The 13,903-nt window shown below is 59.5% G+C and carries 13 protein-coding genes; 7 read left to right on the top strand and 6 right to left on the bottom strand.

Annotated elements, in window-relative coordinates:
• Positions 1-31: 31 nt before the first annotated feature.
• On the bottom strand, positions 32-412 hold the full coding sequence (locus NAV32_RS17210) for a response regulator (RefSeq protein WP_256054004.1): 381 nt from the start codon (positions 410-412) through the stop codon (positions 32-34).
• A 446-nt stretch (positions 413-858) separates the two neighbouring features.
• Here NAV32_RS17210 and NAV32_RS17215 point away from each other — a divergent pair, with 446 nt between their 5' ends.
• The 4 genes from NAV32_RS17215 to NAV32_RS17230 all read left to right on the top strand — a co-directional run bounded on the left by NAV32_RS17215 (position 859) and on the right by NAV32_RS17230 (position 2,449).
• The gene (locus NAV32_RS17215; RefSeq protein WP_256054005.1) at positions 859-1,137 is read left to right on the top strand and encodes a DUF3509 domain-containing protein; all 279 of its coding nucleotides are present in this window, start codon (positions 859-861) and stop codon (positions 1,135-1,137) included.
• A 71-nt stretch (positions 1,138-1,208) separates the two neighbouring features.
• Positions 1,209-1,682 carry a hemerythrin domain-containing protein gene (locus NAV32_RS17220; protein ID WP_256054006.1) on the top strand — a complete coding sequence of 158 codons (474 nt, stop codon included), beginning with the start codon at positions 1,209-1,211 and terminating at the stop codon, positions 1,680-1,682.
• Between the two features lie 184 nt (positions 1,683-1,866).
• Complete coding sequence (locus tag NAV32_RS17225) at positions 1,867-2,217, top strand: hypothetical protein (RefSeq protein ID WP_256054007.1); 351 nt, start codon at positions 1,867-1,869, stop codon at positions 2,215-2,217.
• A gap of 43 nt (positions 2,218-2,260) precedes the next feature.
• The gene (locus NAV32_RS17230) at positions 2,261-2,449 is read left to right on the top strand and encodes a hypothetical protein (protein ID WP_256054008.1); all 189 of its coding nucleotides are present in this window, start codon (positions 2,261-2,263) and stop codon (positions 2,447-2,449) included.
• 85 nt (positions 2,450-2,534) lie between these two features.
• Here the strand turns inward: NAV32_RS17230 and NAV32_RS17235 are convergent, their stop codons facing one another.
• The 3 genes from NAV32_RS17235 to dbpA form a co-directional block, all read right to left on the bottom strand.
• Positions 2,535-3,719, bottom strand: coding sequence for an NAD(P)/FAD-dependent oxidoreductase (locus NAV32_RS17235; RefSeq protein ID WP_256054009.1), 1,185 nt, complete (start codon positions 3,717-3,719; stop codon positions 2,535-2,537).
• 31 nt (positions 3,720-3,750) lie between these two features.
• Positions 3,751-5,949 (bottom strand): YccS family putative transporter, encoded by a 2,199-nt coding sequence (gene yccS / locus NAV32_RS17240; RefSeq protein ID WP_256054010.1) that lies wholly within the window; start codon positions 5,947-5,949, stop codon positions 3,751-3,753.
• A 270-nt stretch (positions 5,950-6,219) separates the two neighbouring features.
• Positions 6,220-7,599: an ATP-dependent RNA helicase DbpA gene (gene dbpA, locus NAV32_RS17245; RefSeq protein WP_256054011.1), complete on the bottom strand. Its 1,380-nt coding sequence runs from the start codon at positions 7,597-7,599 to the stop codon at positions 6,220-6,222.
• A gap of 705 nt (positions 7,600-8,304) precedes the next feature.
• Here dbpA and NAV32_RS17250 point away from each other — a divergent pair.
• The 3 genes from NAV32_RS17250 (at position 8,305) to NAV32_RS17260 (ending at position 10,966) form a co-directional block, all read left to right on the top strand.
• On the top strand, positions 8,305-8,568 hold the full coding sequence (locus NAV32_RS17250) for a DUF4212 domain-containing protein (protein WP_256054012.1): 264 nt from the start codon (positions 8,305-8,307) through the stop codon (positions 8,566-8,568).
• A gap of 3 nt (positions 8,569-8,571) precedes the next feature.
• Positions 8,572-10,344: a sodium:solute symporter family protein gene (locus NAV32_RS17255; protein WP_256054013.1), complete on the top strand. Its 1,773-nt coding sequence runs from the start codon at positions 8,572-8,574 to the stop codon at positions 10,342-10,344.
• Positions 10,345-10,444: 100 nt separating this feature from the next.
• On the top strand, positions 10,445-10,966 hold the full coding sequence (locus NAV32_RS17260) for a hypothetical protein (RefSeq protein WP_256054014.1): 522 nt from the start codon (positions 10,445-10,447) through the stop codon (positions 10,964-10,966).
• A 154-nt stretch (positions 10,967-11,120) separates the two neighbouring features.
• Here the strand turns inward: NAV32_RS17260 and NAV32_RS17265 are convergent, their stop codons facing one another.
• On the bottom strand, positions 11,121-11,828 hold the full coding sequence (locus NAV32_RS17265) for a 3'-5' exonuclease (protein ID WP_256054015.1): 708 nt from the start codon (positions 11,826-11,828) through the stop codon (positions 11,121-11,123).
• Positions 11,825-13,759 (bottom strand): putative nucleotidyltransferase substrate binding domain-containing protein, encoded by a 1,935-nt coding sequence (locus NAV32_RS17270; protein ID WP_256054016.1) that lies wholly within the window; start codon positions 13,757-13,759, stop codon positions 11,825-11,827. The genes NAV32_RS17265 and NAV32_RS17270 overlap by 4 nt, the downstream gene beginning before the upstream one ends.
• Between the last annotated feature and the right edge of the window lie 144 nt (positions 13,760-13,903).

Below are 13,903 nucleotides of genomic sequence, written 5' to 3' on the forward strand. Positions count from 1 at the left end.
CAATGCGGGCTTTTCATTGTCTGCACAGAGGTCAGTCGGCCAGTAGCAGCCGGATCTGATTGTGCAGCGATTCCAGCGAAAAGGGCTTGGCCAGGACCGGGGATGAGCGCGCGATGGTGCTGCCGGACTCGTAGATCTCGATGGGATAACCGCTGATGAAGAGCACCTTGAGGTCGGGGCGTAGCTTGAGCGCAGGTTCGGCAATCATCACGCCCGAAACATTGCCGGGCAGGCGAAAGTCGGAAATCAGCAGATCGAGATGCGGCTTGGTCGCGATGATCTCGAAGGCTCTGATTGCATCTTCGGCAGCCAGCACCCGGTAGCCTTCGTCGCTCAGATAGTCTCTCAGCAGATCGAGGATATGGGGTTCGTCTTCGACGATCAGGACGACTTTGGGTGACGTTTGATTCATTGAGGCATTCTCGATGTTTTTCGAACGTGCGCTTTCGATGATGACAAGCCCTCATCTTCGACCGCTGATGTCTCCCGGGTTCAGCGGCAGCAGCCGGGCGGTCGCTCTAACAGTGCAGGGTTTGCGTCAGTTGGCATTTGCTCGGTTGTTGCGCGACAGATCTGCTCTAGCCTCGGGGTCTGCAGGGTAACAACGCAATACGACAAACGGACGCAACAGCAGTCGATTGCTTCATGAAGGCACCTGACGGGGGCAACCCAGGGCTGGAGAGCAACCACGGCACTTCACAATGCACGCCTTGCCCGAGGGTATCTTGCGTTTTGCATGGGTTCATATTGCCATCTGCCATCACAACTTACTGAATTTAAAAGACTTTTAATGTGGCTGCGTTGGCATGAAGGCTGCTCTGTATATGGCTGCCCGGAACATAATCGGAGTCCATAACAATGATCGTCGCTGAAAAAATTCTCACTGCCGCTTTCCCTGAGTTCGAAGTCCTGACTACCCAGCGCCCGGATGGCGGTTTGCTGCTGGTGCTGCGCAACGATGACCGTGACGTGATCAAGCGCGCAATATCCAAGGGGCAGGCCCAAACCGCTGTCCAGCTGGAATGGGTGATCAGCTCGATTCGTCGTGACCTGGCGCTGGAGGCCGGTATGTCACCGGCTATTGCCCGGCTGCAGAGCCAGAGCCGCACCCGGTTGCCAACCTACGATTACGCCTGAGTTCGGCACACGATGCGACCGGGTCGCAGAACCCGGGGTTTCGCTAACCTGATAGGGATGAGGAATACCGCATGAATGCCATAGACCTGCTGATTGAAGACCATGAGCGCGTGAAGGACATCCTGACGCGCCTGACGGAAAGTACAGAGCGTGCCGTCAAGACGCGCGCCGAGCTGCTGGGCAAACTGGAAATGGAAGTCACCATTCATACCCAGCTGGAGGAGCAGATTCTCTATCCCGCCTACAAGGAAGCCGGTGGCAAGGAAGAAGCCAAGATGTACCACGAGGCCAAGGAAGAACACCGTACCGTGGATGCGCTGGTGCTCCCTGATCTGAAAGCGACGGACCCCGCCAGTCTGGAGTTTTCCGGGCGCGCCAAGGTGTGCAAGGAACTGCTCGAACACCATATCGAGGAGGAGGAGTCGGAGATGTTTCCCCGCGCGCGAGAGCTGTTTGACAAGGCCCGGCTGGACGAGATGGGCGCGCAGATGGTCGAGCTGAGAAACCGTCTGAAAAAGGAATTCAGCGCCCGTCAGGCGGCCTGAAACGTCCGGAGATGTGCCCGCTTCATGCGAGTGAGGAAACGGGAACAGTCTCTTGTCGGGCGGATTGCCCAGGTCGGTCCGAGAGTGCGGGCACTCTACGCGCCGAGCGGGGTCAATTGCCGAGAGGATCGTAGATCCGACTGTCGCCGGCAACCTGGCCGGTTCAATCTTTGGAGGTTATCCCATGCGTCTTGCTTATTTATCTGCCCCGATTCTCGGTCTGCTGTTGGTCGGCTGTGGCCCGGATGAAGACCGTGACCGTGAGGTGACACCACCGCAGCCATCCACTCAGCAGCCTGCCGCGCCTGCACCTGGAACACCGCCTGCCGATAGCGGCACCACTGGCGGCGGTACCACGGGAACCGGCACTTCGGGCAGCTCTACCATGGGCACCGGGACCTCTGGTGGTGTGGAAACGGGCAGCGGCACCGGCGTTGCCAATCCTGACACCATGGACAATTCCGATACGGGTAGTGGCTTGGGTACAGAGTCTGGAGCTGGCACTGAGCCAAACCCCACCGGCTCTGGCCAGTAAGCCTGGCTGCTGATGCCAAGAAGCGTCCTTACGGGAGAACGACATGAAATCGAACTTGTTGGTTATCGCGGCGGCGCTTCCGCTTTCGTTGCTGCTGGTGGCTTGCTCGCCGGACGAAGAGCCCTCGGCGATGGATAACAACACCCGGAATCAGCAGCAATTTCAGAACACCGCGGCAGATCCAGCCGGGCCTCGGGAAATTTCGCCACCGTCAAACAGGGCCAACGAATAGCTGAAGGCTATGACCCTGTTTCGAACCACGCAGGGCCGAACGTGTTCGGCTCTGCAAATGATTGCTGTGGCGAGTGAGGCCGGCTTTACACGTATTGTGCCGCCGCATAGCCCGAGGCCCAGGCCCACTGGAAATTGAAGCCACCCAGGTGGCCGGTGACGTCCAGTACTTCGCCGACGAAATACAGGCCCGGTGACTTCAGTGACTCCATGGTCTTGGACGACACTTCGCGGGTATCGATACCGCCCAGGGTGACTTCGGCGGTGCGATAGCCCTCGGTACCGGCGGGCACCAATTTCCAGGCAGCAAGTTTGTCGGCGATCTGTTCCAGTTCGCTCGGGGTGTACTGCTTGAGCGGCTTGGAGGTGAACCAGTGTTCGCTCAACAAGCCTGCCATCTTGCGCGTGAACAGCTCGCCCAGAATCGTCTTCAGCTCGCTGTTGGGGCGCTCACGCTGCTGCTCGGCAAGCCACTCGGTAAGGTTGAGGTGCGGCAGCAGGTTGATCTCAATGACATCGCCGGGCTGCCAGAAGGACGACACCTGCAGAATCGCCGGCCCGGACAGGCCACGATGGGTGAACAGGATGTTTTCGCGAAAGCTCTGCCCATTGCAGCTCACCAGACAATCCTCCACCGAAGTACCGGACAGCTCATTGCAAAGGGTCTTGAGCTGCGGATCCGTGATGGTGAAAGGCACCAGCCCGGCGCGGGTTGGCAGCACACTATGGCCGAACTGGCGTGCCACCTGATAGCCGAACCCGCTGGCACCCAGGGTCGGGATCGACAGGCCGCCGGTGGCGATCACCAGTGACTGGCAACTGAAGGTGCCGGCGCTGCTCTGTAGCCGATAGCCTTCGGCGGTCTTTTCAATCGATTGCACGGCGCTGTCCAGCCGCAGCTCGACGCCTGCCTGTGCGCATTCGTCGAGCAGCATCTGCAGGATGTCGCTGGCCTTGTTGTCGCAGAACAGCTGGCCGAGCTTCTTCTCGTGATAGGGCAGGTTGTGGCGGCTGACCAACTCGATGAAATCCCACTGGGTGTAGCGTGCCAGTGCCGACTTGCAGAAATGCGGATTGGCGGAAAGGAAGTTCGCTGGCTCGGTATACAGATTGGTGAAATTGCAGCGTCCGCCGCCGGACATGAGGATCTTCTTGCCGGCCTTGTTGGCATGGTCCAGCAGCAGTACACGGCGTCCGCGCGCGGCGGCGTTGAATGCGCACATCAATCCGGCGGCGCCGGCGCCGATGATGGTGACGTCTGTGGTTTGCACGGCATGGCCCTCGTTGAAACAGCCGCGAATGTTACCGCGCCGATGCGGCTTGCGGCTCGCCGGTTTGCTTGAGCAGATGCACGGCCATGCTGCGCAGCGGAGCCAGTTCGCGGCAGATCAGCCCCAGCTGGGTCTGCAGCAGGCGGTGTGCATCATCCATTTCATCCGAGGTCTGTTCCAGTTGCCGGGCCAGTGCTTCTTCCTTTTCGCTGTATACCGCCAGGGGCTGCTTGTTCTGCAGTGCCGCGGCTATCTCGTCAAGGCTGCTGGCCAGCTGCCGGGCAGCACTTTCGAGCAATGCGTCACGGGCGTCGTCGGGCAGGCTTTCCCGGTGCGCGCCGAGACCGGAAAGGTAGTTGAGCAGCGTGTGCGAGAGGATCAGGAAGCGAAAGCCGGTTTCGGCATCCCGGCGGAAGTGGCCGGGTTCCAGAAGCATGTTTGACAGTGTGGTCGAGAGCGCCGCATCGGCGTTGTGCGCATTGCGCCGGGCCAGCCGATAGGCCAGATCGTCATGCTTGCCGCTCTCGTACTGGTGCATGATCTGGCGCAGGTAGTCGGCGTTGCGACTCAGGGTATTGGCGACCACCTGATTGAGTCGGCGCCCCTGCCAGTCCGGCAGGATCAGGAATACCGCGGCGGCGGCGATCAGGCTGCCCAGCAGGGTGTCGACCAGCCGCGGCCAGATCATCCCGTAGCCATCTCCGACCTGATTGAAGCAGAACAGCACCAGCAGCGTGATGGCCGCCGTCGCCAAGGTGTAGCGGCTGCTGCGGGTGGCGAAGAACACAACGCCGGCGATCACCGCAAACAGGGCCTGGATATGCTGGCCGGGAAACAGGTCGAACAGTGCCCAGCCGGCGACCAGGCCGAGGATGGTGCCGGTCACCCGCTGCACCAGCTTGATCCGCGTTGCGCCATAGTTGGGCTGGCAGACGAATACGGTGGTCAGCAGTACCCAGTAGCCCTGCTCGGGATGGATCGCGTGCAACACCGCGTAGCCGCAGACCAGCGCCAGGCTCATGCGCAGGGCGTGGCGAAACAGCAGGGACGTGGGCGTCAGTTGCAGGCGAATACGGTTGCCGGCATCGCGCAGCGATTGGGGTTGGCGATCCAGCAGGCTGCTGTCCTGTTCCCCTTCCAGGGCGTCGGGATTGTTGGCGCCGGACAGCTCGTGCTGCATTGTCGAGAGGTTCTGCGACAGGGCGCGCAGTGAGCGCAGCAGGTCGCGCCAGTCTGGGTTGTTCTGCTGGCGCAGGTAATCGAGCGAGGCCTGGAGATCGGCACGCGCCTGTGCGTTGGCCTCGCTGTAGCGAAACGGCTGGCGCAGCTGAATAGCACTGGCCAGATCGGTACAGGCCACGCTCTGCAGACGCAGCAGGCGTCCGCAGCGAAACAGCACATCGCTGTGAAAGAATGCTTCGGTCAGTGCCCGATAGGGGTAGTGCGAGGAGCTGACGCGCTCGTGCAGATCCTGGGCGAGGAAGTACAGCTTGAGGTAGTGGTTGATCTTCGCCCCTGGCCGGCCATTGCCGAGCCGATGCAACAGGGTTTCCTTGGCGGCGTTCAGGGCGCTGACCACGCGCCCGTTCTGCTGCGCCAGTTGCAGGCGTTGTTGCTCGACATCGAACTGGTGGACCGGCTCGAACAGTGCCGCCTTGAGTTTGAAGTACTGGCCCAGCTCGCGATACAGCCTGGCCAGGCTCTGCTGTACCGGCTGATGCGCGAACAGGGCGTTCCAGAGCACCGACAGCAGGCCGTACCACGCAGCACCCGCCAACAGCAGCAAGGGATCGCGCCAGGACTCAAGTTCGGTGCCGTCACGCTGGTCGGCTGCGATCATGCTGTAAATGGAGAGAATCAACGTCGCCTGGGCGATCGTCGCGTAACGCTCACCCAGCGCGCCGAGCATGATCAGGCTAAAGGCTGCCGCCGCCATGCCAAGTGTGAACAGCCAGGGGTAGGGGAACAGCAGTTGTACCGACACTGCGGCGATGCTGAAGCACAGCAGCGTCACCAGCAGGGCGGAAAGTCGTCCGAGCCAGCTGTCATCGGTTTCCGCCAGGGCGCTGGCGATGACGCCGAGGAACAGCGGGATCACCATTGTCGGCTCACCCAGATACCAGCTCAGCCCCATGCTGGCCGACAGGGCGATCAGCACGCGCAGGCTGTAGCCGAACTTGTCCAGAGCCCAGAGGCGGCGCAGGGATTGGCCAACAGAGGGTGAACGCATCGAATCGAATCCTCAAACGAGACGCTGGGTCGTGCTGGGAGCAACCTTTAGCCGGTGAAGCCATCCTGCTTTTGTGGGAGCGGATTTATCCGCGAAGACGGTCGATCAGGCACTGCGGATGCGAAAAGCTTCGCGGCTGAAGCCGCTCCCCCGGTATCGCGCTTGCTTACTGCCATGAAATCTCCCACAAACGCTGTGGGGTGGACGTCATTTTTTACGTCCACCGTGCCCCCGCTTGGTGGACCGGTGAAGCGTGGTCCACCCTACGACCTACAGTGCTCTGATCTTCAGCGAGCGGCCCTTGATTTTGCCTGAGTTCAGGCGATTGAGCGCCTGTTTGGCGACGCCGCGCTCGACGGCAACGAAGGCCTGGAAGTCGAAGATGGCGATCTTGCCCACCTGGGTGCCGGGAATGCCGGCATCGCCGGTGAGGGCGCCAAGGATGTCGCCGGGGCGAAGTTTGTCCTTGCGCCCGGCGCCAATGCACAGGGTTGTCATGGGCGGTTGCAGCGGCTCGCCCGGTTGTGCCTTGAGTTGGCCCAGTGGTTGCCAGTTCAGCGGCGCCTTCTGGCGCTCCTCGATGGCCCGTGCCCGATGGGCTTCGGCGGGGGCGACCAGGCTGATGGCGATGCCCTTCCTGCCGGCTCGCCCGGTACGGCCAACGCGATGGATATGAATCTCCGAATCGCGCGCCAGCTCGACATTGATCACCATGTCCAGTGCGTCGATGTCCAGACCGCGTGCGGCGACATCGGTAGCCACCAGCACGGACAGGCTGCGGTTGGCGAACATCGCCAGCACCTGATCGCGATCACGCTGTTCCAGATCGCCATTGAGGGCCATGGCGGAAATGCCTTTGGCGCTGAGCTGATCGACCAACTCCTGGCATTGCTGTTTGGTAAAGCAGAAGGCCACACAGCTTTCCGGACGGAAACTGGCGAGCACATGCACAACGGCATCCATCCGGTTTTCCGGGTCGATCTCGTAGAAGCGCTGTTCGATCTGCGCATCGTCATGCAGCGCCTCGGCCTTTACCTGCTGGGGGTCACGCATAAAGGTGGCGGATAGCTGCTTGATGCTGCTCGGATAGGTTGCCGAGAACAGCAGGGTCTGTCGCCTGCTCGGCGTCTGCCCGATGATCTCGGCGATGGCGTCGTAGAAACCCATGTCCAGCATGCGATCGGCTTCATCGAGTATCAGGGTATTGAGACCGTCGAGTTTCAGCGTGCCCTTTTTCAGGTGCTCCTGAATACGCCCAGGCGTACCGACGATGACATGCGCGCCATGCTCAAGCGAGCCGATCTGCGGGCCGATGGAAACCCCGCCGCACAAGGTCAGAATCTTGATGTTGTCCGCAGCGCGGGCCAGCCGGCGTAGCTCCTTGGCAACCTGGTCGGCCAGCTCGCGGGTCGGGCACAACACCAGCGCCTGGCAACCGAAGTAGCGCGGGTTGAGCGGTTCCAGCAGGGCGATGCCGAAGGCGGCGGTTTTGCCGCTGCCGGTCTTGGCCTGTGCGATAAGGTCCATGCCCTTGAGCATGACCGGCAGGCTCTGAGCCTGAATAGGCGTCATCTCGAGATAGCCGAGTGCATCGAGGTTGGCCAGTGTGGCCGGGCTGAGAGGCAGGGTGGAAAAGGCTGAACTGGGCACGGAAGCATCATCTATAAGGAACCGGCAGCCAGTCTAGCAGACCGGCCAGGGCAGCCTCATAAAAGCGAAGCCTCGTTCAGGGGCGAGTGTCTTTGCAGGAGGCTGTTTACTGTCTGGTTGCCGCAAGTTTGAGAGGCTGAGTTGTAGTCTCATTCTTTTAGGCAAATAAACGGGGTCTTTTTATGTGAGTGGTTGTGAAATGGGTTGGAATTATTTCTGTTTCTTTAATCTTGCATGAATTTATTTATAAGCTCTCTTTATTCTTTTTATTAATTTTAAGCAAAGTTGTTTGTTGTTGGTTTTCTAAGTGTCCGGTCGATTAATATTTAATGCGAGTCGTCAGGTTTAAGTGAGGGGTCATTGCAAGAGATCAGGGTCACCATTACTTGGGTTGTTGCCAGTCCGGCTTGTCGTGAAGCCTGAGATTCTGTGTTCTGAGGGTGTGCGCGTTTCTGACCGAATGGTCTGTTTTGGGGCTTGTGCGCTCAGTGAAGCTCTGCCGTTCCGGACCGGGTTCGGAGGTCTGACGTCACAGCTCTGGCAACCCTCGGGATATTTGCATTCAGCGCTCTGGCCCGAGCCTTTGGCGTGGGGGTTTCAAGGTGGCCCCGACTAAAGTCGGGGCTTTCATTGGAGAACGCACCTTTGCTAGATTCACCGTGTGGGCTTTCCTCACTAGCTATAACAATAAGGCGGAACACGGCGATGACCGAAGAAGATAAGAAAAATGCTGCTGCGTACTGGAAGGCGAACGTTCGCCTCATAACATGGAGCCTGGTGGTCTGGGCTCTGGTCTCATATGGATTTGCCATTCTCCTGCGTCCGTTGCTGGCCGGTATCCCGGTTGGGGGAACGGATCTGGGCTTTTGGTTTGCTCAACAGGGCTCCATCATCACGTTCATTTTGATCATCTTCCACTACGCGTGGCGGCTGAACAAACTGGACAAGGAATTCGGGGTCGAGGAGTAAGCCATGAGCCAATACTGGATTAACATGTTGTTCGTGGGCGCATCCTTTGCGCTCTATATAGGGATCGCGATCTGGGCCCGCGCCGGATCGACCAAGGAGTTCTACGTTGCCGGCGGTGGCGTCCATCCCGTGACCAACGGTATGGCGACTGCGGCTGACTGGATGTCTGCTGCCTCCTTCATTTCCATGGCCGGTATCATCGCCGCCGGTGGTTATGGTACGTCCGTCTACCTGATGGGCTGGACCGGTGGTTACGTGCTGCTGGCGATGCTGCTGGCACCTTACCTGCGCAAGTTCGGCAAGTTCACGGTACCGGATTTCATCGGTGACCGTTTCTACAGCCGTGGTGCGCGCCTGGTAGCTGTGGTCTGCCTCATCCTCATCTCCGTTACCTATGTAATCGGTCAGATGTCCGGTGCCGGTGTGGCCTTCTCCCGCTTCCTCGAAGTGAGCAACGACGTCGGTATCTGGCTTGCTGCCGCGATCGTGTTCGCCTACGCGGTATTCGGCGGCATGAAGGGCATCACCTACACCCAGGTGGCGCAGTACGTGGTACTGATCATTGCCTACACCATTCCGGCCGTGTTCATCGCCATGCAGCTGACCGGCAACCCGATCCCGATGTTCGGTCTGTTCGGTACCCACGTTGAGACCGGCATGCCGCTGCTTGACCGTCTGGATGTCGTTGTCCGCGATCTGGGCTTTGCCGAGTACACCGCTGACGTTGACAACAAGCTGAACATGTTCCTGTTCACCCTGTCGCTGATGATCGGTACTGCTGGTCTGCCGCACGTCATCATTCGCTTCTTCACCGTACCGAAGGTGGCTGATGCCCGTTGGTCCGCTGGCTGGACGCTGATCTTCATCGCCCTGCTGTACCTGACTGCTCCGGCTGTTGCTGCCATGGCTCGTATTAACCTGGTTGACACCATCTATCCGGAAGGTACTGCTCAAGCCGAAGCGATTCTCTATGAAGATCGTCCGGCCTGGATCCAGACTTGGGAAGAAACCGGTCTGATCAAGTGGGAAGACAAGAACAATGATGGCCGTATGCAGATGTACAACGACGCCAACGCTGCGTTCGCTCCTACTGCGCAAGAGCGTGGCTGGAACGGTAACGAGCTGACCGTCAACAACGACATCATCGTTCTGGCTAACCCGGAAATCGCCAACCTGCCAGGCTGGGTTGTGGGTCTGATCGCTGCGGGTGGTATTGCGGCGGCTCTGTCGACAGCTGCGGGTCTGCTGCTGGCTATCTCCTCGGCAATCAGTCATGACCTGATCAAGACGATCATCAATCCGAAGATCAGCGAGAAGAACGAGATGCTCGCGGCTCGTCTGTCCATGACAGGTGCGATTCTCGTGGCAACCTGGCTGGGGCTGAATCCACCAGGATTCGCGGCTCAGGTGGTGGCACTGGCGTTCGGTCTTGCGGCATCCAGCCTGTTCCCGGCGCTGATGATGGGGATCTTCTCCAAGCGTGTGAACAGCAAGGGCGCTGTAGCCGGCATGCTGGTCGGTCTGATCAGTACTTCGGTGTACATCTTCCTGTACCTGGGCTGGTTCTTCATTCCTGGCACCAATACTTTCGCTAACGTGCCTGGCGAGTGGATGTTCGGTATTTCCCCGCAAGCCTTCGGTGCTATCGGTGCGGTTCTGAACTTCGCAGTGGCTTACGCTGTATCCCTGTCCACCGAAGCTCCTCCGCAGGAGATTCAGGATCTGGTAGAAAGCGTTCGTACCCCGAAAGGTGCTGGCGCTGCGCTTGATCACTAAGTGATAATTCGGCCAGAAGTCGGGTTGAGAAATCCGATCCACGGTTGAGATACAAGTCGGGCTTCCATATGGAAGCCCGATTTTTTTGAGGAAAGTTTCTATGATCTGGCATCTCATTGCTGCAATCTGCGCCGGCCTGGCGGGCGCAGGTATTGCGCTGGTGTTGCGTAATCTGACTCGCAATCGACTGCCGAAATGGATCATCCCGGTATTCGCCGGTCTGGGTATGCTCGGCTACACAGTTCATTATGAATACACTTGGTTCGAGACCAAGCAGGCGCGTCTGCCGGAAGGCTCATTGGTTGTTTCGAGTGAAGAAGGCCATATGTTGTGGCGCCCCTGGACCATGCTGTTTCCCATGCCGCTGGTCTATACGGTACTTGATGGCGCCAATGCGCAAGTCGAGGATACGGCCAATGGGCGAATGGCGCGCTTCGTGCTGTATCGCTTTGAAAAGCACCACCTGATGTCCACTGTGAAAAGTGGAACCTATCAGCTGATCTGCGATGAGAAAGTGATGTTCAGGCTGAATGACGAAGGTCAGGCGAAGTTTGAAAGCATGATCAAGCTGGATGCGGATGCGCCGCTTTACCGGGCCACTTGCGAACCTGATCGCTATTGAGACAACGCTGTAAAGACCCCTGCTTTTGCGAAGTCGCCAGCCTGTAACCCGCATGGCTGGCAAGGGGCACGGTTTTCCAGGGGCGGCTATTTCAGAAGATCAGCAACTGGCCTGCCAAGGATGATAATCCTCGGCAGCAGGGTAGTTGTGGCAGTCAGATCGAGAGAGAGGCGGCCTTGCGCGAGCGTTGCCAGGAGCCGAGTGCCTGGGCCAGTTCGTCAATCTGGCCAATGCCCTTGCGCTGGGCGCGATTGAGCAGGATCAGAGCGATCTCGGCAGTGGCCATGGCGTCTGCGGCAGCGTGATGGCGTTGCGGCATCTGGATCTTGAAATGGCTGAGCCAGCTATCCAGACCACTGCGTCGAACAGCAGCCTCCGGAAACAGCATGGGGGCCAGGTCGGCCACATCGAGAAAGCTGTGTTTCAGGCTATAGCCCAGCTCCTGCTTCAGGGCGCGGGCAAGCATGCGCTGGTCGAACGGGGCATGGAAGGCCAGTATCACGCTGTCGCCTACGAACTCCATGAAACTGAGCAGTGCTTCTTCAGGAGCTTCACCCTTTGCCAGTTCACTGGGCGCAATGCCATGGATGAGTACACTCTCCGTAATCTCGACGTGGCGGCGCAGCGTGCATTCGAACTGTTGTGAATAGTCGATGGCGCCGTTTTCGATGGTGACCGCGCCGATTGAGATGACTTTGTCACGCTTGAGATGAAGCCCAGTGGTCTCCAGGTCGAGCACCACCAGCCGCTGCTTGCACAGCGGTACGGCTCCTGGCGGAGCAGGTATTGGTAGTTCATCTAGCCGCTGCTGCTGTTGGTGGGTGAGTTTGGGCGCGCGTGGGTTGAGCCAGAACATGTTCATAGTTGATAGCGCAATGCGAGACTGCCTTGAAGGCGCTGGGCTTGTCGGAAGGACTCGCGCAGGATGCGCCGGTCCAGATGATTGAGGTCTTGCGGGTCCAGCCGGTTGGAAAAGGGCAGGCCGTCGCGCGACTGTTGCTGGTGTTGCTGCATACGCGTCTGCTGGATGAAGTGGTAGGCCTCTTCATAGGCCTCTCCGTCCTTGGGCTCCATGGCGCCTTTTGCCACCAGTTGGCGCAAGCGCTCCAGGGTGTTGCACTCGCCGATGCCGTTGGCCAGAGCCAGCAGTCGCGCACCGTCCACAAATGGCGTCAGGCCCTGAATCTTGAGATCGAGGGTGTCCTTGCCGTCGCCCTTGCGTTCCAGCACAAAATCGCGGAAACGGCCTACCGGCGGGCGGTGGCGTAGTGCGTTGCTGGCCATCAGGCGCTGAAAAATGGGGCTTTCGGCAATCTCGTCGAGCATGTGGCGGCGTAGTTTCTCGCAGCTTTCCTCCGGCCCCCAGATCGCGCGAAGGTCGAAGAAGATGGTGCTGGACAGAAGATTTTCCGGCGTGGCGTCGCGGACGAACGAACTGAAGCGTCGTTTCCACTCCTGGCGTGACAGGCACAGCTCGGGGTTGCTGGCCATGATGTTGCCTTTGCACAGGGTGAAACCGCAGACATCAAGATCACGGGTAATGCGTTCGGCCAGCGGCAGCAGCTTGCCGCGAATGAGAGCGGCTTCCGAGGCATCACTGGCCTCGAAGAGAATGCCGTTGTCCTGATCGGTATGCAGCGTCTGCTCCCGACGTCCTTCGCTGCCGAAGCACAGCCAGGTGAAGGGAATGCCGGGGTCGCCCAGATCGTTAATGGCCAGCTCGATGACGCGGCGCACGGTGTGGTCGTTGAGCAGGGTGATGATATGGGTGATCTGGGCTGACGACGCACCATGGGCCAGCATGTTGTCCACCAGCTGGGTGATGCGTGTGCGGATGGTCACCAGCGATTCCACGCGGTCAGCATGGAGAATGGTCTGCGCCAGATGGACCAGGTCGACCCGTTGCAGCGAGAACAGGTCGCGTTCGGAAATCACCCCGCAGAGCAGACCGTCCTTGACCACGCAGACATGCCCGATATGCCGCTCGGTCATGGCGATGGCGGCATCGAACGCCGTGGCTCCCGGCGGCAGGTAAAAGGGCTCGTGGGTCATGAAGGCCGATATGGGGCTGGTCAGCTCACCCAGCTGTGTGCCGACGACACGCCGCAGGTCGCGCAGGGTAAAGATGCCGAGCGGGTGCTGTTCATCATCGACGATGACGATGCTGCCGACATTGGCGATCTGCATCAGCTCTACTGCTTCGTTCAGCGGCAGCGACGGCAGGCAGGATACCGGATGATGCAGGGCCAGCTCGCCGACAGTGGTTTCCAGCGAATAACGCTCCCCCAGGCTTTCCACTGCGCGCGTTTGTGCCTGCTGGTTGACCAGGTCGAGCAGGCTGCTTACGCCACGCATGGCGAAATCACGGAACGCGGCGGACTTGGATACCAGCTTGATGAACGCCGGCTTGTTCAGCAGCAGGCAGAAGGTGTCTTCGGCTGCGAAATGGCCGGTTCGTGTGGCGCGCTCGCCCATCAGTGCCGCCATGGGAAAGCACTCGCCTACGATGACCTCGAAAGTGGTATCCGTGCCGCGCTTGGCTGTATGCGGGCGCTGACCGTGCACCCGGCCCTGCTTGACGATATAGAAGTGCTGGACCGTGCCGTCATCAGGAGAAATGATGCTGTCGCCTTCGGCATAGAAACGCAGCTCGCAGTTTTCCACCAGAAAGGCGAGATGCGTCGGCTCCATCTGAATGAAGGGGGGGTACTTGCGCAGAAACTCCATGGTTCCGTGGATGTTCTGCAGTACGGCAGTCTTGCCTGCTTCGGAGAAAGCGCCAGCTTTGCTCATGGTTCACGTCCAGTTTTGTTCCATGGTGGGCCGTGGGCCGCTCTGGCCCAATTGGACGTAAGTCTAGTCGCGGCTGGAGTTGAGCGGACTGATCCGTATCAGTCCGCTCGTCGAGATTCCCGTGGGCACAAAAATCTATGGTCA

This window comes from Stutzerimonas stutzeri (genome assembly GCF_024448695.1).
Taxonomy (GTDB): domain Bacteria; phylum Pseudomonadota; class Gammaproteobacteria; order Pseudomonadales; family Pseudomonadaceae; genus Stutzerimonas; species Stutzerimonas stutzeri_T.

What these genes read in the sequence shown, in the direction of transcription:
- NAV32_RS17255 (WP_256054013.1), top strand. Translation starts at nt 8,572, where the DNA reads ATGAGCCAATACTGGATTAACATGTTGTTCGTGGGCGCATCCTTTGCG.
- NAV32_RS17260 (WP_256054014.1), top strand. Translation starts at nt 10,445, where the DNA reads ATGATCTGGCATCTCATTGCTGCAATCTGCGCCGGCCTGGCGGGCGCA.
- NAV32_RS17250 (WP_256054012.1), top strand. Translation starts at nt 8,305, where the DNA reads ATGACCGAAGAAGATAAGAAAAATGCTGCTGCGTACTGGAAGGCGAAC.
- yccS (WP_256054010.1), bottom strand. Translation starts at nt 5,949, where the DNA reads ATGCGTTCACCCTCTGTTGGCCAATCCCTGCGCCGCCTCTGGGCTCTG.
- NAV32_RS17215 (WP_256054005.1), top strand. Translation starts at nt 859, where the DNA reads ATGATCGTCGCTGAAAAAATTCTCACTGCCGCTTTCCCTGAGTTCGAA.
- NAV32_RS17230 (WP_256054008.1), top strand. Translation starts at nt 2,261, where the DNA reads ATGAAATCGAACTTGTTGGTTATCGCGGCGGCGCTTCCGCTTTCGTTG.
- NAV32_RS17225 (WP_256054007.1), top strand. Translation starts at nt 1,867, where the DNA reads ATGCGTCTTGCTTATTTATCTGCCCCGATTCTCGGTCTGCTGTTGGTC.
- NAV32_RS17220 (WP_256054006.1), top strand. Translation starts at nt 1,209, where the DNA reads ATGAATGCCATAGACCTGCTGATTGAAGACCATGAGCGCGTGAAGGAC.
- NAV32_RS17270 (WP_256054016.1), bottom strand. Translation starts at nt 13,759, where the DNA reads ATGAGCAAAGCTGGCGCTTTCTCCGAAGCAGGCAAGACTGCCGTACTG.
- NAV32_RS17210 (WP_256054004.1), bottom strand. Translation starts at nt 412, where the DNA reads ATGAATCAAACGTCACCCAAAGTCGTCCTGATCGTCGAAGACGAACCC.
- NAV32_RS17265 (WP_256054015.1), bottom strand. Translation starts at nt 11,828, where the DNA reads ATGAACATGTTCTGGCTCAACCCACGCGCGCCCAAACTCACCCACCAA.